Raw genomic sequence first — 19,686 nt, 5'->3', positions numbered from 1 at the left:
CTACGCTGTGGCCCACGGCCATCGCGCGATCTTCGGTTGTCCTCACAAACCATCGATGATCAACGCGGTGGCCGCCCTCATACCCACGCCACGCCCAACGCCGAATCCAAGTGACGTTGGAGTACTAGGCGGCTGTCGCAGTTCTACTGACAAGGCTGCGCCATCTGGTGGCCGAGAAGTTGGCGGCAACATGCACGCCGAGTTGGCTTGGCTGTACAGCCATCCGTACAGCCAAGCCGACCGACTAAGGCAGCCTGAGGTCTACAGCAGGCGACAACATGAGCAGGCCAGCAGCAGTCGTCGACTCTGGCCGACAGGAGTCTTGATCTTTGCAAGGCAGGGGTTAGGGGTTCGAGTCCCCTGGGCTCCACCAGCACTTTCCTCGGTTGAGCTCGGTCCCGGTACAGCCGACCCGCGGATCTGCCTAGATTCCGTGATCGGCCCTGCGGGACCGTCGGTGCCTGAAGGCGTAGATGACGGCTGCCAGGCCGACGACGGCGAGTGCGCCCGCGATGGCTGCGTAGAGGGCGAGTTTGCGTTCGGCTGCGGCGATGTCGACGGCCTGCTTTTCCAGCATCTCGGGGGTCGGGTCCTGGTAGGGCATCGAGATGCCGGACAGGTCCAGGAATGGCAGGCACGGCAGCATGCAGGAGGCGACGAGCAGGAGAACCCCGGCGGTGAGCGCCAGGCGGGCACGCGACATCGCGACAGGCTCCCACAGGGGTTGTGCTCGCGCCATCCGCCACATGCCGTGGTCATCGTGCGACGTGGGCCGGCTGTGAGGTCGCGGACGGGTCAGCAGAGCCTGATGTTCACCCCTCAACTGGACGACTCCACAGCCGAGCAGATGGCCGCCGCGATGGCCGAGCGGCGCTACTTCGGCGCCGGACCCGACGTCTACGCCGACGCGATCGTCCAGGCACGCCGGTACGGCGGCCCGCTGACCGACGAGATCGAGACGCCGCACAGCGAGGCGGCGTTCCTCGGCCGGCTCGGCACCCGGCTGGAGGCGCTGGACCCTGACCGCCGCCGGAAGTCGCTACCGCTTCGTCGCGTACCTGCTCAGGGTCACGCCGCCGGGAAACGTCCGCGTCTCCACCAGGTCGAGCTTCGACCAGCCGTCCAGCGCGCCGAAGAACGACGTGCCGGCGCCCACGAGGACCGGGTGGGTGACGATCTCGTACTCGTCGATCAGCCCGGCCCGCATGGCCGCCCCCGCGAGGGCTGCGCCACCGACCCTCATCGGGCCGCCGTCCCCGGCCTTGAGCCGGGTGATCTCGGCGATCGCGTCCCCGGTGAACAGGCGGGCGTTCCAGTCGACCTTGTCGATGGTGGAGGAGAACACCACCTTCGGCGTGTCCCGCCAGTTCCGGGCGAACTCGATCTGCGCCGGGGTGGCGCCCGGCTGCTGGTCGCCGGTCGGCCAGTAGGAGCTCATGTTCTCCCACAGGCGGCGCCCGTACAGGAACAGGCTGACCGCCCGCTCCTGATCGAGCCACCACTGGAACAGTTCGTCGCTCGATTCGCCCCACCCGATGTCGTCGCCGGGCGCGGACACGTAGCCGTCCACTGTCAGGTTCATGCCGTAGATCAATTTCCGCACAGCGCATGCCTCCGTCGGTCGGTCCCGCAACACCGGACCTCGCAGGTCAGTCGTGGCGGTGACGCAGAATGTAGTCGATGTGGCGGATGGTGTCCCGGCGGTCGTACTCGCTGATCGAGTCCCACAGGTCCGCCAGCCAGTAGAGCGATCCGGACAGCATCCAGGCCCATCCGCGTACCCAGGTCGCCTCGTCGAACCCGAGCGCCTCCCGGTAGGCGGCTCGCGCGCGGGCGTCGAACAGGCTCCAGCCGGGTCGCACCTCGACGGCCGGATCGCCGCGGCCGAGACCGCCGAAGTCGACCACACCGGTGAGCCGGCCCCGGTCGACCAGCAGGTTGCCCGCCAGCAGATCGCCGTGCAGCCACACCGGCGGTCCCGGCCACTCGTCCGCCGCCATCGCCTCGTCCCACGCCGCGGTCACCGCCCGGCCGTCGATCCGGTCGCCCAGCTCCGCGATCGACCGGCGGGTCAGTTCGTCGCGCTGCACCAGGGGTACGCCGCGCTGGATGCCTTCCTTGACCGGCCCGTCCATCGGGTCGATCGCGATCATCGCCCGTACGAAGCGGGCGAGGTCGACGGCGAGGTCGACGTGGTCCTGCCCGGATTGCGGGTTGTCCCCGTCGAGCCACGGGACGACGGTCCACGGCCACTGATAGTCCCCGCCGGGTCGGCCGACCGCGACCGGCACCGGCACGGGCACCGGGAGGTGAGGGGCGAGCCGCGGCAGCCAGGTCGCGTCGGTCGTCACCTGGTCGACCGCCCACGGCGCCCGTGGCAGCCGTGCCGTCAGGGAGTCGCCCAGCCGGAACAGCGCGTTGTCGGTGCCGTTCAGCGGCTGCGGCACGATCGGCAGGCTCGACCATTCGGGGAACTGGTCGGTGACCAGGGCGCGTACCTGCTCCACAGTGACGACGATCTCTCCCGGACGCATCGACGCGACCGTAGGACCCGCCGGATCACACGGTCAATCGAATTCGGAGCGCGGCGTGATCCTGATCATGAACCGATCGGTACAGAACCCTGCTACGGTTGACCCCGAACCGAGCGGTACAAAATATGCGGAGGGGAACGAGCGATCATGAGCGCCACCACTGAGGAACTGCGTGACTTCTACCTGCGGTACGTCGATCTGGCGAACAATCGGGAGTTCGACCGCATGGCCGACTTCGCCCACGAAGAGGTGATCATGAACGGCACGCCGGTGCGGATGGCGGACATGGTGGCCGAGTTCTACAAGCACGTCGAGGCGGTGCCGGATCTTCACTGGGAGATCCAGGATCTGGTCGTCGAGGGCGACCGGATCGCCGCCCGCCTCGTCGACACCGGAACGCCCGTCAAGGAGTGGAACGGCCTGGCACCTACCGGCGCCTCGGTCTCGTTCGTCGAGACCGCCTTCTACCGGCTCCAGGACGGCAAGTTCAAGCACATGTCGTACCTGATGGACACCGACTCGGTGCGGCGGCAGCTCGCCGGCTGACCGGGGAATCCGGAAACGCGGCGCGCCCAGCCCGATGCGACATCGAGCTGGGCGCGCCCAGGAAGCTATGCGACGAAGCGGGAACGACGTCGGCGTCCGATGACGTAGCTGGCGCCGCCGAGGAGCAGCAGCGCCCCGCCGATGCCGGCCACTGTCGCGGTGTCGGAGCCGGTCACCGGCAGGCCGCCACCCTCGCCACCACCGTCGCCGCCGGGTACGCCCACGCTGGCGGAGGGACTGAGGGGCGGCACGACTGTCGACGTGGCGCTGGGCGTCGCGGTCGGCGTGGTCGTGGGCTGAGACGGCGTCGGCGTCGGCTGGGATGCGCAGTCGAGCGCGCGAGCCTCGTGCAGGCCGTTGTTCAGGTAGGCGAGGTAGGCCTCGACGGACGGGTTGTCGAGCACCTTCTGCGCGGCGGCCCGCACGTTGGGGCCGGCACCCGTCATCGTCTGGCCGATCGAGACGCGCAGAGCCGTCGCCCAGCGATTCTCCACGTTCTTGAGGTATGCGCGAAGGTCGTCCGAGGTGCCCTTCAGCCGCTCCTCGATCTCGCCCGGCAGAACGGGCAACGATTCGGCCTGCGCCTCGGCCAGGAGCCGGTAGGCCAGCAGCCGCAGCTCGGAAACGTTGGCCGTGTCCAGGTCGATGGTGACGAGCTCGCGGAAATCCTTGTACACCTTGCGTTCGACCGTCTGGCAGGCGTCGTTCAGCCCGGGCACTGCGGTCTGCGCCGCCGCGGGCGCCGCCGGAATCACAAAGGCCAGCGCCACCAGGGCGCCGGCCGGGATTTTCCATCGCATGTGGACTTTCCTCCCCGTGTAGATCAAAACATGGAGATGTTACCGGCGTCCCTCCGAAGCGCAAGGAGCATTGATTGCGCTAACGGCGCAGTCGATCAACCGCCTCTCTTATCGCCGCGACCCGGCTCGCCAGTGGGCCGGCCGGCACGTCGGCGAGGTCGAATCCGGCCTCGCGATAGGTCAACTCGTGGATCCGCTCGAAGACGAGTGATTCCGCGAAGGTGATCCGGCGAGCGGCGGTCGCCTCCACGAAGCCCTGATGGCGTACGAAGAAAACGGTTTGTTCGTAGTGGCGATTCGCCGTCATGCCCTCGATCTCGGCGAGCAGCGCGGGCGGTGCGGCCCGGCCCAGATAGCGGCACAACGCCAGCGTGCAGACGGGCGAACGGTCGTGGAAGACGACCTCGCCGGCGTTCGCCGCGGCACGGCGACGGCGCTCCCGTTGGAGATCCAGCACCCGGTCGGCGAAGCCCGGCTCACGCCACGGCTCCGGTCGTCCGAGCGCCTGGTGAAGCGCGATCACGTCGGTCGCCGCCTCCTCCACGACGGGGTACCCGTCGATCTCCAGGTGCCGGAGAATCGCTGTCTTACCGGAGCCGGGAGCGCCGGTGAGGATGTATCCGGGCATGTCGTCCTCCGAATGGCGGGCAATCCGCTTGATAGGCAAGCCGTCACTTGCATATGGTGGGTGACGTGGGCGATCTGTACCAGGCGCTGGCCGACCACACCCGCCGCCTGATCCTCGACGAGCTGACCGAGCGCGACGGTCAGACCCTGTTCGAGATCTGCGGGCGGCTGGCCACGAAGCACCAGGTCACGTCGTCCCGGCAGGCGATCTCCCAGCACCTCGACGTCCTGGAGGCCGCCGGCCTGATCGTCACGCGGCGGCAGGGTCGCTACAAGTTCCACCACCTCGACACCCGGCCGCTGCGGGCCGTCACCGAGCGATGGCTCAGGTCCGCCGAACCCGACCAGGAGAACCCATGAGAATCAACCTCACCAGCGTGTACGTCGACGACCAGGACAAGGCGCTGCGCTTCTACACCGACGTGCTGGGCTTCGTGAAGAAGACAGACGTGCCGACCGGGGAGTACCGCTGGCTGACAGTGGTCTCGCCGGACGCCCCGGACGGCGTGGAGCTGCTGCTGGAGCCCGATGCGCACCCGGCCGCCAAGGCGTTCAAGGAGGCGCTCGCGGCCGACGGCATCCCGCTGACGCAGTTCGCGGTGGACGACGTGGCCGCCGAGCACGAGCGGCTGCGGGGCCTCGGCGTGCTGTTCACCCAGGAGCCGGTCGACATGGGCCCGGTGACCACCGCGGTGTTCGACGACACCTGCGGCAACCTGATCCAGATCGCACAGTACCGGTAGCCGGGCGCTGACGCCGCGCTGAACCGCTGGACACGATCGGTCACCCTGGCGGCATGACGGTGTGGCAGCGCCCGTACTCGCTGGACCTGACCACCTCCGGCTCCATGGTCGTGGCGGGGCTGGCGGTCGGTTACTTCGTGCTCATCGTGTTCGGGGTCCGTAGCGGCAATCTCCTGGAACGGGAGGCAGTGGTCCTCGGAGTGTGGAACGCCGGCGTCCTCGCCGTCGCGGTCCGCCGCGCGATGCTCGGCGTCTGGGTGAGCCCCGTCGGCATACGTTCCCGTTCGCTGCTCCACACGACCACCGTGCCGTGGGCGTCGGTTGTGGATATCCACAGCGGTGCGAGTTCGATAATGGGTCTGGACATGGGACGCGACGCGATCGTCATCGAGCGGACCGACGGCGCGCCGGTGCAGACGCCGATCCAGTCCGGCGCCATCGTCCGGCCGTTCCGCCTGGAGCTGACCCGGCTGGTCACCTGGCCGGAGCACTACGACGAGATCCTCGCGAACCTGCGGGAGTGCCACCGCGAGGCCCGGCCCCCGGAGCAGCGCGCGGCGGCGAGCTCGGCGCCGGGTCCGGTCCGCGTCGACCGTCCGGACCGGACCCGGCCGCCCGCGCCGAGCGCCGGGCGGCGGCGTGACATCCACGCGCTGACCCGGCAGTACGAGCGCGGGGTGCTGACCGACGCCGAGTACGCGGCCGAGTTGGCGCGGCTGCGGGGTGACGAGTAGGCGTCAGGCGAGCCGGTCGAGCAGTTCGCGGCTGCGGCTCACCACGAGCGCGGTCGCCTCGGCGTCGTACGAGGGCAGCGAGTTGTCGGTGAACAGGTGCCGGTCGCCGGGGTAGACGTACAGCTCGCCGCGTTCGGGGCCGACGATCGACACCAGCTCGCGGGCGGCGTCCACGTCGCCTTCCAGCCCGAAGAACGGGTCCTGCTCCATGCCGTGCACCTGTACCGCCACGCCGTCGGGCCAGGGGCCGATCGCCCACTCACCGGTCACCGGCAGGCAGGCTTCGTAGAGCAGGGCGGCCCGGGCGCCGGGCCGGGTCTGGGCGAGCCGCTGGGCGATGGCGGCGCCCCAGGAGACACCCGCGTGGACGAGGTCGGCGGGCAGGTCGGCGACGACCGCGTCGGCGCGCTGGTCGAGGACGTCGCCGCCGATGCGCTTGACCAGCGCGGCGCCGTCGGAGATGGTGGCCGGCCGTTCGCCGTCGAACAAGTCCGGGGTGTGCACGGTGTGTCCGCCGGCGCGCAGGGAGTCGGCGAGGGCGCGTACGCCGTCGGTGAGCCCTTGAATGTGGTGGAAGAGCACGATCTCGGCCATCACTACACTCCTGAGTTGTCAGACCAGAGTTATCGAACGAACCAGAATCTTAGAACGGTCGAGAAATGTCGGTCAATCAGCGGATCCCGGACTACGACCTCGAGGACCTGCTCGTGGTCACCGCCCCGGAGCAGTTGCGCGCGCTCGCCGACCCGCTGCGCAGCACGCTCCTGGAACTGCTCCTGGAACGCGCCGCCACGGTGAACGAGCTGGCCCGCGCGGTCGACCGGCCGAAGAGCAGCGTCGCGTACCACGTGAACCAACTGGTGGACGCCGGGCTGCTGCGCGTGGTGCGGACCCGGCGGGTACGCGCCATCGAAGAGCGGTTCTACGGGCGTGTCGCCCGCACCTTCTACGTCGGCACGCTCACCCGGACAGAGGACAAGCAGGTCGTGTCCCGGATCAACGGCCTCGCCGAAGCAGCCGCCGAGGCGGCCGCCGCGCACGCCGCCGACGAACTGCGGTGCACGCTCGTGCACGCGCGCATCCCGATCGAGGACGTCCGCGAATTCTGGGCGGAGGTGCAGGCGCTGGCCCGGCGGTTCGCGCAGATCCCCCGCGCCGGGGACCAGGTGTACGGCTTCGCCGCCGGCCTCTACCCCACGGACGCGCCCACGCTCCCGGACACGGACCCCGCCCCTTCGACGGGGTCTCGCCGGGGCGGCGAAGAGAGCAGGCTAGCGTCGGAAGCGTGAGCACCGGATCCCCGCGCGTCCTGCCGGCCGAGCGCGGCATCGACGAGGCCGCCGCCGTTCTGCGCGCCGGCGGGCTGGTCGCCTTTCCCACCGAAACCGTCTACGGCCTGGGCGCCAACGCGCTCGACGCGCGGGCGGCGGCCCGGATCTTCGAGGCCAAGGCGCGGCCCAGCTTCGACCCGCTGATCAGCCACCTGGCCGACGCCGCCGACCTGACCGCGCTGGTGGGCGAGGTGCCGGCGGCGGTGGCCGAGCTGGCGAATCGCTTCTGGCCCGGCCCGCTCACCCTGATCGTGGACCGACCGGAGATCATCCCGCCGATCGTCACCTCCGGCCTGGACACCATGGCGGTACGCGTACCGGACGAGCCGTCGGCGCGGGCGCTGATCGCGGCGGCCGGCGTGCCGGTGGCCGCGCCGAGCGCGAACCGGTTCGGCCAGCTCAGCCCGACCCGGGCCGAGCATGTGGTGGCCGGGCTGGGCGGCGCCGTGGACGTGGTGCTCGACGGCGGGCCCACCCGGTGCGGCATCGAGTCGACGATCGTGGACGCGCGCGGCGACCGGCCGGTGGTGCTGCGGCTGGGCGCGCTGCCGGTCGAGGCGCTGGTCGAGGCGGTCGGCCCGGTCGAGGTGCGCCAGGGCAGCTCCGGTCAGCCCGTCGCGCCCGGGACGCTGGCCGCGCACTACGCCCCGCGTACCCCGTTGCGGTTGGGCGCGGCGGCCGAGCCCGGCGGCGGCCGGCGGGGGTTCCTGGCCTTCCGGGAGCCACCGGCGGACGGCGACTGGGCGGCGGTGGAGGTGCTGTCGCCCGACGGCGACGTGACCGCGGCGGCGGCGCGACTGTTCGACGCGCTGCACCGGCTGGACGCGGCCGGGGTGACCGAGATCGTCGCCGAGCCGGTGCCGGACACCGGAGTGGGCCGCGCGATAAACGACCGGCTGCGCCGGGCCGCCGCCACCTGGCACTAGAACTGTTCCGCGTCGGGACGCCCGTGCGAGCCGGGCTGCGGCATGCGGTCCATCAGCTTGGTGAGCGTGCCGTTGGCGAACGTCGCGCCGAGCGCCGAGCCGGTGGCGATTGCCCAGCCCACCGGGCCCATCGGGGTGCAGCCGAAGAACTGGCTGACACCAGGCGTCTGCACCACCGCGACGAGCGCGCCCACCGACGCGGCGGTGGCGGCGAGCACGCTGGGGCTGGTGCCGCCGGCCAGTACGGTCTGGCCGAGCTGAGTGCCGATCAGGGACGCCAGCGCGACGGTGCTGGCCCGCCGCTGGGTGCCGGTCCACCTGGCGATCGTCCAGCCGGCGGTCGCGCCCAGCGTGGTCGACGCCGCCCGCAGCCCGATCTCCCGGGTCATGGTCACACCGAGCGAGGAGTCCGGACCCTCGCGTAGCAGGTGGTCGGCGCGGTCGTCGGCCGGCGGCCGTACCGCGATGGCGAGCGCCGGCGCGAGATCGGTGAGCAGGTTGACCAGCAGCAGTTGCCGGCCGTTCAAGGCGGAGCGGCCGGTCGCGGCGGCGCTGAGCACGCTGAACGCGATCTCGCCGAGGTTGCCGCCGACCAGGATGCTGAGCGCGTGCCGCACCGACGACCACATGGCCCGGCCCTCGACCAGCGTGGCGATGATCGTCTCCAGCCGGTCGTCGGTGACCACCAGGTCGGCGGCGGCGCGGGCGGCGGGTGTGCCCCGTTGACCGAGCGCGATACCGACGTCGGCGAGCCGGATCGCCGGGGCGTCGTTGGCGCCGTCACCGGTCATCGCGACGGTCCGGTCCTGGCGCTGCAACGCCTGAATGATCCGTACCTTGTGCGCCGGCGTGCAGCGCGCCACCACGTCGGTGGCCATCAGGCGCTCGGCGAGCGCGGCGTCGTCCAGCCGGTCCAGGTCGGTGGCGGTGACAACGCGCTGGCCGCCGTCCTCCGGGCTGATCGTGGCGGCGATCGCCTCGGCGGTGGCCGGGTGATCGCCCGTGATCATGACGGTGTGTACGCCGGCGGCCCGGATCCGGGCCACCGCCGGCCGGGCGCTGTCCCGCACCCCGTCGGCGAGCGTCAGGAAACCCACGAAGACCAGTCCGTTCACCTGCTCGTCGCTGACCTGCTCGGTGGAGACCCGGCACTCGGCCACGGCGAGAATGCGGTGCCCGGCCCCGGCCCGCCCGGCCAGCATGGCCTGCACCTCCTCGCGCCCCGCCGCATCGAGCGGCCGGTCCCCCTCGGCGGTGCGCCGCGACGCGCAGCGCGGCAGCACCGACTCGGGGGCGCCCTTCACGCTCAGCAGCAGCCCGCCGGAGGAGCGGCCGACAGCGGCGCTGTAGCCCCGGGACGGCTCGAACGGCAGCCCGGCCGTGGCGGTCCACTCCGCGGCGCCGGTCCGCTCGGTCACCCCGGCGGCGTCCGCGCCGTGGCGTACCGCCCGGTCGGTCTGCTGCGGCAACTCGTCCGGGTCGGCGGCGGACGGGGTGGCCCGCACCGCGGCGGCCAGCGTCGACCGCAGCGGCTCGTCCAGTTCGCCCAGCACGGCGTACCGGCCGTCACCGGTGCCCACCCCGGCCAGCAGCAGCTTCCCCTCGGTGAGCGTGCCGGTCTTGTCGAAGCAGAGCACGTCGACGCGGCCCAGCGCCTCGATGGTCCGGGGGTTGCGGACCAGGGCGCCGTGCTCGGCCAGCCGCCGCGCCGCCGCCAGCTGCGCGGCGCTGACCAGGAACGGCAACCCCTCCGGCACCGACGCCACGGCCAGGTTCGCGGCGGTCGCCGCCGTTTCGGCGAGGGGTACGCCCCGAAGCAGCCCCGCACCGGCCACCGAGATCGCCGAGGCGGCCGCCAGCGGTACGGCGCTGCTGGTCAGCTTGCCCAGTCGCGCCTCCACACCACTGGCGGGCGGGGCCTGCCGGGCCATCGCGAGGCTCCGCCCGGACTCGGTCTCCGCGCCGGTGGCCACCACCACAGCGGTGCCGTGCCCGGCGGCGACTGTGGTGCCCTCGAACAGCATCGAGTGCCGCTCGGCGATGGCCGCCGCGACCACCGGGTCGGGGCTCTTCGCCACCGGCAGCGACTCACCGGTCAGTGACGACTCGTCCGCCTCCAGCCCGTCACTCGTCAGCACCCGGCAGTCGGCCGGTACGGCGTCCCCGGAGCTGATCGTGATCACGTCGCCGCGTACCAGCTCCTCGGCGGGCACCACCCGTTCCGCGCCGTCGCGCAGCACCCGGGCGGTGACCGCCGAGCGGGACAGCAGCTCGGCCAGCGACCGTTCGGTGTTGCGCTGGTGCACCGCGCCGACCAGCGCCGACCCGCCCACCACGCCGCCGACCAGCGCCGCGTCGACGAGTGAGCCGAACGCGGCGGAGAGCACCGCACCGGCGGCCAGCACCGGGGTGAGCGGGTTGGACAGCTCCTCGACGAACGAGCGGAGCAGCCCGGCCGGACCGTGCTCGTCGCCGACCTCGACGCGCCGCCGCCGGGTCGCCTCGCTCTCGGTCAGCCCGGACGCGTCGGTGCCGAGCTGTTCGAGGACGGTCTCCACCGGCATGAGATGCCAGGCGCTGAGCGCGGGCACCGGTACGCCGGTGCGGTCCGGCAGCCGGTGCGCCCGGAACACGCCGTGCGCGAACGCGAGCGCCGCCGCGCCGTTCACCGCCGCGAGCGTCGGGCGGGGCAGCCGCCGACGGTCGGCGGTGAATGCTCCGAGCGCGCCGAGCCCGGCGCCGGCCATGGCGATCCGGATGTTCTGCTCGGTCATCCGGCGGGCCACCCCGGCCGCGTCGATGAGCAGTGCCGGTACCCGCAGGTCGTCGCCGACCAGCAGGTGCGCGCCCCAGGGGGGCAGGTCCTCCGGGCCGTACACGCCGAGGCCGCAGTCCGAGGCGGCGAGCGCCGACCGCTCGCCGGAGACCACCATCACCACCGCGCCCTCGCGTTGCAGGTCGTGCACCGCGCCGGCGAGCCGGGCGCCACCGGGTACGAGCAGGTCGGCGAAGTCGTACCGGCCGTCGTCCGCGCCGCCGACCACGAGCCGCAGGCCCGCCTGCCGGGCGGCCGACGCCAGCGCGTCCACGCCCGGTGCGGGCTCGGGCTCGACCCGCAGTACGGCGGCGAGCCGGCCGTTCTCGGCCAGCCCGAGCAGCCGTCCACCGTCGGCGCGCAGCCGCGCGCTGTCCGCGGTGTCCCCGGGATCGTCGGCGCCGAGCCGGTCCAGCGGGCCGATCCGCCAGCCGTCGGCGGCGCGTACCGCGTCCGGCTCGGCCGGGTCGAACAGCGCGAACGCCCGGGCGGCGACCTGCCCGGTGTCGGCGTCGGCCAGCGGCGCCAGGTCGGCCAGCACCCCCCGGTCCGAACCGAGCACCGCCGCGTCCAGCACCACCGTGTCGATCCGGTCCAGCTCACGCAGCACGCTGCGGTCCATCGCGATTACGCCGCGCCGGGCGAGCATCCGGCCCAGTTGGGCGCCGTAACCCTCGCGGCCGGAACCGGGCGCCTTCGGCAGCGAGGACAGTGCCAGCGCGGCGGCCCGCTTGGGTCCTAGCACCGGCAGCGCCGCCGCTCCGGCGACCGCGCCGGCCGGGAGTACCCGCTTGGCGTAGCGCTCCGGCTGCCCGTCCGGCACCGGGCACGGCCGCTCGCCGTCCGGCACCCGGGCCACAGCCCGTTCCGGGTCACCGGTCAGGTGTGGCTCGGCCCGCCGCCACGCGGCCAGTTGAGCGGCCCCCTCGCCCCACTGCACGACGCGCTGCGCGCCGTCCAGCACGATCCCGGCCCAGCCGCCGGTGAGACCCTGCACCACCGCCTCGGCCAGCGGGAACAGCACCTCGGCGCGCGGGTCGGCGCGGATGCCCAGCCCGGCCAGCGCGTGCAGCTTCGGGTGCAGGTCGACAGCGCCGAGCAGCCCGGCGACCTCGGCCGGCACGGGGGTGAGCGGCAGTACCCGGGTGGCGGCGGAGATGCCCAGTCCGAGCACGTCGGACAGCAGCGCGCCGAACGTGCGCGCGGTACGCGGGCCGTCCTCGGGCGGCTGCGGCGGCTCGATCTCCGGGTCCGGCTCGTACGGGCAGGTCTGCTCGACGCGGGCCACTGTGGCGATCAGATCGCGCAGTTTCGGCGCCGGCTCCCCGGTCGCCACCACCACCCGGCCGGACGGCGCGTTCACCCGCGCCCAGGTCACGCCCGGCATCGACTCCAGCGCCGCCTCGACCTGACGGGCGAGCCGGTCGCCGCCGTCCTGGCAGACGCCGTGCACCTCGATGTGGTGGCGGCCGTCCTGCGACCACACCCGGCGGCTGGTCAGCCCGGTGAGCCGGGCCAGCCGGGCGGCGGCCGTACCCACGCTTCCCGCGACCTCGGAGACCTTGGTGGGCACGACCGTCGGGGACAGCAGGAGGCTGGCGAAGCGTCCCAGCGCCATCTCGCCTCCCGGTCTCGTCCCGGCGGCCCGACTTCCCGGCGCGGCGTCCGTTATGCCACCCGGACGGCAGAAGTTCGGGGTCCGGTCGTTCCCGCCGGACGAGACGGGGACCACAGTTGACCTCAACCCGGGGTGAGGTCCGAGGCTGTAGCCCATGACCAGCACCGCCGCCCTCCCGGCCGATCCACCCGTCGACCTGTGGTCGCCGCGCCTTCGGGCGATGACTGTGGGCAGCGTCGCCCTGGTGTCCCTGCTCGCGTTCGAGGCGCTGGCGGTGGGCACCGCCATGCCCACGGTGGCCCGCGCGCTGGACGGGCTCGGCCTGTACGCGCTGGCGTTCGGCGGCTCGTTCGCCTCCGGCGTGGTGGCGATGGTCGCCTCCGGCATCTGGTGCGACGCGCGCGGACCACGGCCGGCGATGTGGCACGGCGTCGCCTGGTTCGTCGCCGGGCTGGTGGTGGCCGGTTCCGCGACGACCATGGAGATGCTGGTCGTCGGGCGGGTGGTGCAGGGCTTCGGTTCCGGACTCGTCTCGGTGGCGCTCTACGTGGTGGTCGGTCAGGCGTACCCGGAGCAGTTGCGGCGGCGGATCTTCGCCGCGTTCGCCGCGGCCTGGGTGGTGCCGTCGCTGGTCGGCCCGGCGCTGGCCGGCCTGATCGTGGAACATCTGGGCTGGCGATGGGTGTTCCTCGCGGTACCGGCGGTGGCGATTCCGGCGGCGCTGCTGATCCAGCCGGGTCTGAAGGCGCTGGCCGGCACCGTGCCGACCCGGCCGCCCGCGGGCGCGCTGGCCCGCGTCGGCTGGGCCTGCGGGGCGGGGGCGAGCGCCGCACTGCTGCACTACGGGGGGCAGCAGCGCGGCGTGCTCGCCGCCGCCCTGACCGCCGGGGCGCTGGCCGGGCTGTTCGTCTGCGTACCGCACCTGTTGCCGTCCGGGTTCCTGCGCGCGGCACGCGGTCTGCCGACGGTGATCGGCCTGCGCGCGCTGGCGTCGGCGGCGTTCGTGGCCGCCGAGGTGGTGATCCCGCTGATGCTGTCGCGGGAGCGCGGCTTCTCGCCCACCGGCGCCGGCCTGGTGCTGACCGTGGGGGCGCTGTCCTGGTCGGTGGGCTCGTGGATCCAGGGCCGGATCGCTTCGCCCCGGTCGGCGGCGAGCCTGCCCCGGGCCGGGCTGGCCTGCATCACCATCGGTACGGCGGGCGTCGCGTCGGCGCTGCTGCCCGGGCTGCCGGTGCTGCCGGCGGTGTTCTCCTGGGCCGTGGCCGGGCTCGGCATGGGACTGCTCTACCCGTCGCTGTCGGTGCTCACCCTGGAGCAGTCGGCCCCGGCCGAGCAGGGCCGCAACAGCTCGGCGCTGCAACTGGGCGACTCGCTCGCCGCGGCCACCGTACTGGCGCTGACCGGCGCCGTCCTGGCCGCCGGTGCGTCACCCGGCCCGGCCAGCTACGCGACCACGCTGGCGGTGGCAGCGGGCTGCGGCCTGCTCGGCCTGACCCTTGCCGGTCGAGTGGTGCCTCGCCCGGCGGGCTGAGGCGTTGCCGGCCCGGTCGCCGCTCACGCGCAGTAACGCTCCTGCCGAAGGCATCGCCTGACTGCGGTATGACTCCTGGTCATGATTATGACTCTCAGGTATATCGCTCAACAGTCGTAGTCGCCTGCGCCGGGCTCACACACTGTGATGGAGCAGCCCGGCAAGCGCGACTTCGGGCCGACGGCCCGGCGGGCGGTCACGATCCCGGCCGGGCTGCCGTCCTGAATGCGGACCGAGTGGGCAGGGCGTGGCTGGGAGGAGTGGCGATGCGGGTGCTGGTGACCGGGGCGACCGGACGGCTCGGGCGGGTGGTGGTGCCCCGGCTGCGGGCCGAGGGCTTCACGCTTCGGGCGACCAGCCGTCGGTCCCGTACCGGAGACGGGGTGGAATGGGTGAGCACCGACCTGGCCACCGGCGCCGGGCTGGCGGAGGCGGTCGCCGGGGTGGACGCGGTGCTGCACCTGGCCTCGTCGCCGCAACGGCGTACCCACGAGATCGACGTGCTCGGCACCCGCCGACTGACCATGGCCGCCGGCCACGCCGGGGTCCGTCACCTGGTGTACGTCTCGATCGTCGGCGTCGACCGGGTGCCGATCCCCTACTACCGGCACAAGCTCGCGGCCGAAGAGGTGGTGGCCGCCGGAACGGTGCCGTGGAGCGTGCTGCGCGCGACCCAGTTCCCCGAGTTCCTGGCGGACCTGCTGAAAGGCGCGAGCCGCCTCGGCCCGGTGATCGGGGACTGGGCCGTACTCGCCCAGCCGGTCGACCCGGCCGACGTGGCGGACCGGCTCGCGGTGCTGCTGCTCGCCGGACCGTCGCACCGGGTCGAGGACTTCGCCGGGCCGCAGGTGCTGCGCTTCGACGAGGCGGCCCGCACCTGGCTCGCGGCCCGCCGGGTACGCCGTCCGCTGCTGCCGGTCCGGATTCCCGGCCGCCTCGGGCGGGAGTTGCGTGGGGGCGGACTCACCACGACGGCCACGCCGACCGGCACCCGGACCTGGGCCGACTACCTCGCGGACACGTACGGGGGAACCGGCGGAAGATGAGAACCGGTCGGGTCCGCACCGGCCTACCGTGACCGCATGCTGGTCTTCGTCGCCACAGTGCTCCTCTACGTCTTCGGTTTCGTCTTCCTCTACGGCGTGATCCGGGTCGGCGTCCGGCACGGCATCGAGGACGCCGAGGCGAACCGTCCCGAGGTGCTGCGCCGCCGGCAGCTCACCACCGCCGAGAACCGGGACTTCGCGCAGGAGAACGCGTTCCTCAGCAATCCCAACTGAGGGGCGGAGCCGGGGCCCGGAGGGGCGATCCGCGAAGCGGGTGCGAGGATCGCGACATGATGGGGACGCTGAAGACGGAGCCTGCCCGGGCACGGCTCGACCTGCTGGCCCCGCCGGTCGCCGCGGCGCTGCAGGAGTGGCCGGCCGAGGCCCCGGTGGACGTGGACGACGTACTCGTCGCCCCGATCGACGCCGACCTGGCCGACACCGCCGCGTTCTGCGAGGCGTACCAGGTGGGGCTGGAGGAATCGGCCAACTGCGTGGTGGTCGCCGGTAAGCGCGGCGGCGAGACCCGGTACGCGGCCTGCGTCGTGCTCGCCACCACCCGCGCCGACGTCAACGGCGTGGTCCGCAAGCTGCTCGACGTGCGCAAGGCGAGCTTCGCGCCGATGGCCGAGGCGGTCGAGTTGAGCGGAATGGAGTACGGCGGCATCACGCCGATCGGGCTGCCGGCGGACTGGCCGGTCCTCGTCGACTCCCGGGTGATCGCCACCCCGCACGTGATCATCGGATCAGGCGTACGGCACAGCAAGATCGCCCTGCCCGGGCCGGCGCTCGGCGCGCTGCCCGGAGCGAGGGTGGTGGAGGACCTGGCCAGGCCGGCCTAGGTCCTCATTCGCATCGATCTTGTTCCACGTGAAACATCAGGCCGCCGCTTCGCGCTGCGCCACCTCGCGCAACGCGGCGAGCAGCGTCTCCGGCTCCTGCGCGCCGGTGACCGCGTACTTTCCGGCCAGCACGAACGTCGGCACGCTGGAGACGCCGAGCTGGTGCGCGGCGCTCAGGTCGGCGGCGACCTCCCGGCGGCCCAGGTTCGACTCCAGGTACTCCCGCGCCTCGGTCTCGTCCAGACCGGCCTCGACGGCCAGCGTGACCAGCGCGTCGATCGATCCGACGTCGATGCCGTCGTGGAAATGCGCCCGGTAGAGCCGCTCGACCATCTCGGCGGAACGGCCGCGCTCGGCGGCGAAACGCACCAGCCGGTGCGCGTCGAACGTGTTCGCCGCCACCGCCCGGTCGAACCGCAGGTCCAAGCCCGCGCCCGCGGCGACGCCGGTGACGTGCGCGGCCATGCCCTCGGCCTTGTCCCGTCCGCCGAACTTGTCGCCGAGCGCCTCCAGCAGCGGCTTCGGCTCGGTGACCGGCGTCGGGTCGAGCTGGAACGGCCGGAACCGGACGTTCACCTCGCCGTCGTACGACTCCAGCGCCTGTTCCAGTCGGCGCTTGCCGATCCAGCACCAGGGGCAGACCACGTCGGCGTAGATCTCGATGTCCATGACCAGCGACAACCCGCCGGTCAGGAGATCTGTTCCCGGACCTGGCGCTTGAGCCGGGCCAGGATGGCGGTGCCGCCGCGTACGCGCAGCGGGCTGATCGCCTGCGCCAGGCCCATCCGCTGGTAGAGATCGTCCGGCACGGCCAGCACCTCCTCGGCGCTCGCCCCGGCCAACCCTTCGGCGAGGATGCCGGCGAACGCCCGGGTGGTGGGCGCCTCCGGCGGGCAGTCGAAGACGGTGCTGACCGTCTTGTCCGCGTTCACCTCGGCGCGCAGGAAGAACGCGGTCTGGCACTCGGGGACCTGCTCCAGCTCCTCCCGGTTCACACCCTCGGGCAGGGGCGGGATCACGTCGGCGAACTCCAGCAGCATCTCCAGCACGACGTCGCGCGGTGCGGCGGCGAACTCGTCCACGATCTCGGCCAGCTTCGTCGGCATCTCGGGCATGGGTCGAGGCTATCCGCCGCCGCGCGCCGTCATGCGACGGTGGTGGCGGTGCCCCGCGTCACGCGAGCGGGCCCGCTCTCACGCGTTCGGCGCGGCCTCGCTGATGTCGCTGAGCGCCGACTGGGGGTCGAGCTGCATGGCGAGGTCACCGAGGGAGACGATGCCGACGAGCTTGCGGTCGCTGTCGCAGACCAGCACGCGCCGGATGTTGCGCTCGCGCATCAGCGCCGCCGCCTCGTTCGCCGTGCAGTGCTGCTCGATCATGACCACCTCACGGGTGATGATCGAGCCGATCGTGGTGGTGCCCGGGTCGGCGCGTTCGGCCACCGCCCGCACCACGATGTCGCGGTCGGTCAGCATGCCGGCGAGCGTGGCGCCGTCGGTCACCACCACGTCGCCGATGTCCGACTCCTTCATCACCCGGGCCGCCTCGTCCAGCGGGGTCTCCGCCGGGAGGTAGATCACCTGCCTGGTCATCACGTCACTGACGCGGTACATGAGAGCCTCCGAACACCTCGGTCGATCCGTATGCGGTACCCGGTACCGCGTTCGCTACACCCCGTCGTGGCGCGTCGCGCCCACCTCGTCGCGCAGACGCTCCACGATGTCCTCCACCGGCACCTCGGCCCGTTCACCGGTGGCCCGGTCACGTAGTTCCACGTACCCGTCGGCGAGACGGCGGCCGACCACGACGGCGCGCGGAATGCCGATCAGCTCGGCGTCGGTGAACTTCACCCCGGCGGACACGTGCGTGCGGTCGTCGACCAGCACCCGCAGGCCGGCGGCGGCGAGGCGCCCGCCGAGGTCGAGCGCCGCGTCAAGCTGCGGCCCCTTTCCGGCGGCGACCAGGTGTACGTCGCACGGCGCGACAGCCGCGGGCCACACCAGCCCCCGGTCGTCGTGGTGCTGCTCGGCCACCGCGGCGACCGCCCGGGACACGCCGATGCCGTAGCAGCCCATCGTGGGCCGGACCGGCTTGCCCTCCGGGCCGAGCACGTCGACCGCGAACGCGTCGGTGTACCGGCGTCCGAGCTGGAAGATGTGCCCGACCTCGATGCCCCGCCGGATGGTCAGCTCACCGGCGTCGCAGGCCGGGCAGGGGTCGCCGGGCCGCACCTCGGCCGCCTCGATCGTGCCGTCCGGTACGAAGTCGCGCCCGCAGACCACGTCGGTGGCGTGCCGGCCCGGCTCGTTCGCGCCGGTCAGCCAGGCGGTGCCGGGCACCACGCGGGGATCGACCAGGTAGCGGATGCCGTGCTTGGCCAGGATCTGCGGCCCGATGTAGCCGCGGACCAGCTCCGGGTGGGCGTCCCAGTCCTCGAAGACCGCCACCGTGGCGGGGGCCAGCACCGCCTCGACCCGCTTCAGGTCCACCTCGCGGTCGCCGGGCAGGCCGATGACCAGCGGTTCAGCCTGATCGGCACCGGGCCTGCGGACGGTGAGGACCACGTTCTTCAACGTGTCGGCGGCGGTCCAGCCGGTGCGCCCGCCCAGCTTGCGGGCCTCGGCCAGCTCGACCAGCGCCGCGATGGTGGGCGTCTCCGGGGTGTCGTGCGTCTCGGCGGGCGGGTGCGCGTCCGGGTCACCGGCGGCCGGGGCGCGGGTCACCACCGCCTCGGTGTTCGCCGCGTAGTCGCAGGCGGTGCAGCCGACGAACGCGTCCTCACCGACCGGCGTGGCGGCCAGGAACTCCTCCGACGCCGACCCACCCATCGCGCCGGACATCGCGTGGACAGTGGTGAAGTCCAGCCCGAGCCGGGTGAAGACGCGCTCGTAGGCGGCCCGGTGCCGGTCGTACGCGGCCTGGATTCCGGCGTCGTCGAGGTCGAACGAGTAGGCGTCCTTCATCAGGAACTCGCGCCCGCGCAGCAGACCGGCGCGGGGACGGGCCTCGTCGCGGAACTTCGTCTGGATCTGGAACAGCGTCACCGGGAAGTCCCGGTACGAGGTGAACAGGTCCTTCACCAGCAGCGCGGCCAGCTCCTCGTGGGTCGGCGCGAGCAGATGGTCGGCGCCCTTGCGGTCGGCGAGCGTGAAGATGTCGTCCCCGTATTCGGTCCACCGCCCGCTCGTCCGGTAGGGCTCGGCCGGGAGCAGCGCCGGGAAGTGCACCTCCTGGTCGCCGATCGCGGTCATCTCGCCCCGCACGATCGCGGTGATCCGGTCCAGCACGAGCTTGCCCAGCGGCAGCCAGGTGTAGCCGCCCGGCGCGGCCCGGCGGACGTATCCGGCGCGCAGCAGCAGCCGGTGGCTCGGCACTTCCGCGTCGGCCGGGTCCTCGCGCAGGGTCCGGAGCAGCAGGGTCGACATGCGCAGCAGCATTGCCGCAGCTTATGGCGCGAGCGGAGGGCCGGGCGACCCCTTTCGGTGTCCGCGCGGACCGATCGTCGCCGGCTCGGCGAGGTGGCGGCATCCGACTGGTGTCGATGCCGCCACCCCGCCGAGATGGTGCGGATGGGCCGGTAAATGTCGCGGGTG

General features: G+C 72.7%; 21 protein-coding genes. 10 read left to right on the top strand and 11 right to left on the bottom strand.

The genetic code is table 11. The features are described 5' to 3' along the window. Positions 1–424: 424 nt before the first annotated feature. The 3 genes from DQE82_RS08135 to DQE82_RS08125 form a co-directional block, all read right to left on the bottom strand. On the bottom strand, positions 425–703 hold the full coding sequence (locus tag DQE82_RS08135) for a hypothetical protein (protein WP_147265128.1): 279 nt from the start codon (positions 701–703) through the stop codon (positions 425–427). A gap of 336 nt (positions 704–1,039) precedes the next feature. Then, entirely contained in the window at positions 1,040–1,603 is a 564-nt protein-coding gene (locus DQE82_RS08130) for a dihydrofolate reductase family protein (RefSeq protein ID WP_113972327.1), read from the bottom strand. A 46-nt stretch (positions 1,604–1,649) separates the two neighbouring features. Beyond that, positions 1,650–2,534, bottom strand: a complete 885-nt coding sequence (locus DQE82_RS08125) for an aminoglycoside phosphotransferase family protein (protein ID WP_113972326.1) — start codon at positions 2,532–2,534, stop codon at positions 1,650–1,652. Between the two features lie 147 nt (positions 2,535–2,681). Here DQE82_RS08125 and DQE82_RS08120 point away from each other — a divergent pair, with 147 nt between their 5' ends. Continuing rightward, positions 2,682–3,080: an ester cyclase gene (locus DQE82_RS08120; RefSeq protein WP_113972325.1), complete on the top strand. Its 399-nt coding sequence runs from the start codon at positions 2,682–2,684 to the stop codon at positions 3,078–3,080. Positions 3,081–3,145: 65 nt separating this feature from the next. Here the strand turns inward: DQE82_RS08120 and DQE82_RS08115 are convergent, their stop codons facing one another. Continuing rightward, positions 3,146–3,880 (bottom strand): LPXTG cell wall anchor domain-containing protein, encoded by a 735-nt coding sequence (locus DQE82_RS08115; RefSeq protein ID WP_113972324.1) that lies wholly within the window; start codon positions 3,878–3,880, stop codon positions 3,146–3,148. A 79-nt stretch (positions 3,881–3,959) separates the two neighbouring features. Then, complete coding sequence (locus DQE82_RS08110) at positions 3,960–4,508, bottom strand: AAA family ATPase (RefSeq protein ID WP_113972323.1); 549 nt, start codon at positions 4,506–4,508, stop codon at positions 3,960–3,962. 53 nt (positions 4,509–4,561) lie between these two features. Here DQE82_RS08110 and DQE82_RS08105 point away from each other — a divergent pair, with 53 nt between their 5' ends. Genes DQE82_RS08105 through DQE82_RS08095 form a run of 3 tightly spaced genes read left to right on the top strand, consistent with a single transcriptional unit; the run spans position 4,562 to position 5,984 of the window. Beyond that, positions 4,562–4,867, top strand: coding sequence for a helix-turn-helix transcriptional regulator (locus DQE82_RS08105; protein WP_113972322.1), 306 nt, complete (start codon positions 4,562–4,564; stop codon positions 4,865–4,867). Continuing rightward, the gene (locus DQE82_RS08100) at positions 4,864–5,250 is read left to right on the top strand and encodes a VOC family protein (RefSeq protein ID WP_113972321.1); all 387 of its coding nucleotides are present in this window, start codon (positions 4,864–4,866) and stop codon (positions 5,248–5,250) included. The genes DQE82_RS08105 and DQE82_RS08100 overlap by 4 nt, the downstream gene beginning before the upstream one ends. A 53-nt stretch (positions 5,251–5,303) precedes the next feature. Then, entirely contained in the window at positions 5,304–5,984 is a 681-nt protein-coding gene (locus tag DQE82_RS08095) for a hypothetical protein (RefSeq protein ID WP_113972320.1), read from the top strand. A gap of 3 nt (positions 5,985–5,987) precedes the next feature. Here the strand turns inward: DQE82_RS08095 and DQE82_RS08090 are convergent, their stop codons facing one another. Then, on the bottom strand, positions 5,988–6,578 hold the full coding sequence (locus DQE82_RS08090; protein ID WP_104112361.1) for a dienelactone hydrolase family protein: 591 nt from the start codon (positions 6,576–6,578) through the stop codon (positions 5,988–5,990). A 65-nt stretch (positions 6,579–6,643) separates the two neighbouring features. On the opposite strand from DQE82_RS08090, the gene DQE82_RS08085 reads away from it, so the two are divergent. Both DQE82_RS08085 and DQE82_RS08080 read left to right on the top strand, forming a co-directional pair. After that, positions 6,644–7,273: a helix-turn-helix domain-containing protein gene (locus DQE82_RS08085; RefSeq protein ID WP_113972319.1), complete on the top strand. Its 630-nt coding sequence runs from the start codon at positions 6,644–6,646 to the stop codon at positions 7,271–7,273. Positions 7,274–7,293: 20 nt separating this feature from the next. Further along, on the top strand, positions 7,294–8,241 hold the full coding sequence (locus DQE82_RS08080) for an L-threonylcarbamoyladenylate synthase (protein WP_113972394.1): 948 nt from the start codon (positions 7,294–7,296) through the stop codon (positions 8,239–8,241). Here DQE82_RS08080 and DQE82_RS08075 read toward each other — a convergent pair. Next, the gene (locus DQE82_RS08075; protein ID WP_113972318.1) at positions 8,238–12,674 is read right to left on the bottom strand and encodes an HAD-IC family P-type ATPase; all 4,437 of its coding nucleotides are present in this window, start codon (positions 12,672–12,674) and stop codon (positions 8,238–8,240) included. The two genes, DQE82_RS08080 and DQE82_RS08075, sit on opposite strands and share 4 nt — an antisense overlap. A gap of 154 nt (positions 12,675–12,828) precedes the next feature. On the opposite strand from DQE82_RS08075, the gene DQE82_RS08070 reads away from it, so the two are divergent. From DQE82_RS08070 to DQE82_RS08055, 4 genes are all read left to right on the top strand, one after another. Then, complete coding sequence (locus DQE82_RS08070) at positions 12,829–14,205, top strand: MFS transporter (protein WP_069089558.1); 1,377 nt, start codon at positions 12,829–12,831, stop codon at positions 14,203–14,205. A gap of 266 nt (positions 14,206–14,471) precedes the next feature. After that, positions 14,472–15,251, top strand: coding sequence for an SDR family oxidoreductase (locus DQE82_RS08065; RefSeq protein WP_113972317.1), 780 nt, complete (start codon positions 14,472–14,474; stop codon positions 15,249–15,251). A 36-nt stretch (positions 15,252–15,287) separates the two neighbouring features. Further along, positions 15,288–15,485: a hypothetical protein gene (locus tag DQE82_RS08060; RefSeq protein ID WP_043327658.1), complete on the top strand. Its 198-nt coding sequence runs from the start codon at positions 15,288–15,290 to the stop codon at positions 15,483–15,485. Between the two features lie 59 nt (positions 15,486–15,544). Continuing rightward, positions 15,545–16,093, top strand: a complete 549-nt coding sequence (locus DQE82_RS08055) for a YbaK/EbsC family protein (RefSeq protein WP_043330797.1) — start codon at positions 15,545–15,547, stop codon at positions 16,091–16,093. Between the two features lie 36 nt (positions 16,094–16,129). Here the strand turns inward: DQE82_RS08055 and DQE82_RS08050 are convergent, their stop codons facing one another. The 4 genes from DQE82_RS08050 to DQE82_RS08035 all read right to left on the bottom strand — a co-directional run bounded on the left by DQE82_RS08050 (position 16,130) and on the right by DQE82_RS08035 (position 19,530). Next, positions 16,130–16,762, bottom strand: coding sequence for a DsbA family protein (locus DQE82_RS08050; protein WP_113972393.1), 633 nt, complete (start codon positions 16,760–16,762; stop codon positions 16,130–16,132). Positions 16,763–16,782: 20 nt separating this feature from the next. Then, the gene (locus DQE82_RS08045) at positions 16,783–17,208 is read right to left on the bottom strand and encodes a SufE family protein (RefSeq protein WP_013283255.1); all 426 of its coding nucleotides are present in this window, start codon (positions 17,206–17,208) and stop codon (positions 16,783–16,785) included. A gap of 78 nt (positions 17,209–17,286) precedes the next feature. Then, on the bottom strand, positions 17,287–17,706 hold the full coding sequence (locus tag DQE82_RS08040) for a CBS domain-containing protein (RefSeq protein WP_030499538.1): 420 nt from the start codon (positions 17,704–17,706) through the stop codon (positions 17,287–17,289). A gap of 54 nt (positions 17,707–17,760) precedes the next feature. Then, complete coding sequence (locus DQE82_RS08035; RefSeq protein ID WP_113972316.1) at positions 17,761–19,530, bottom strand: proline--tRNA ligase; 1,770 nt, start codon at positions 19,528–19,530, stop codon at positions 17,761–17,763. Between the last annotated feature and the right edge of the window lie 156 nt (positions 19,531–19,686).

The organism is Micromonospora sp. LHW51205 (assembly GCF_003315815.1).
Classification (GTDB): domain Bacteria; phylum Actinomycetota; class Actinomycetes; order Mycobacteriales; family Micromonosporaceae; genus Micromonospora; species Micromonospora chalcea.
This window is presented reverse-complemented; position numbering and strand designations above follow the sequence as displayed.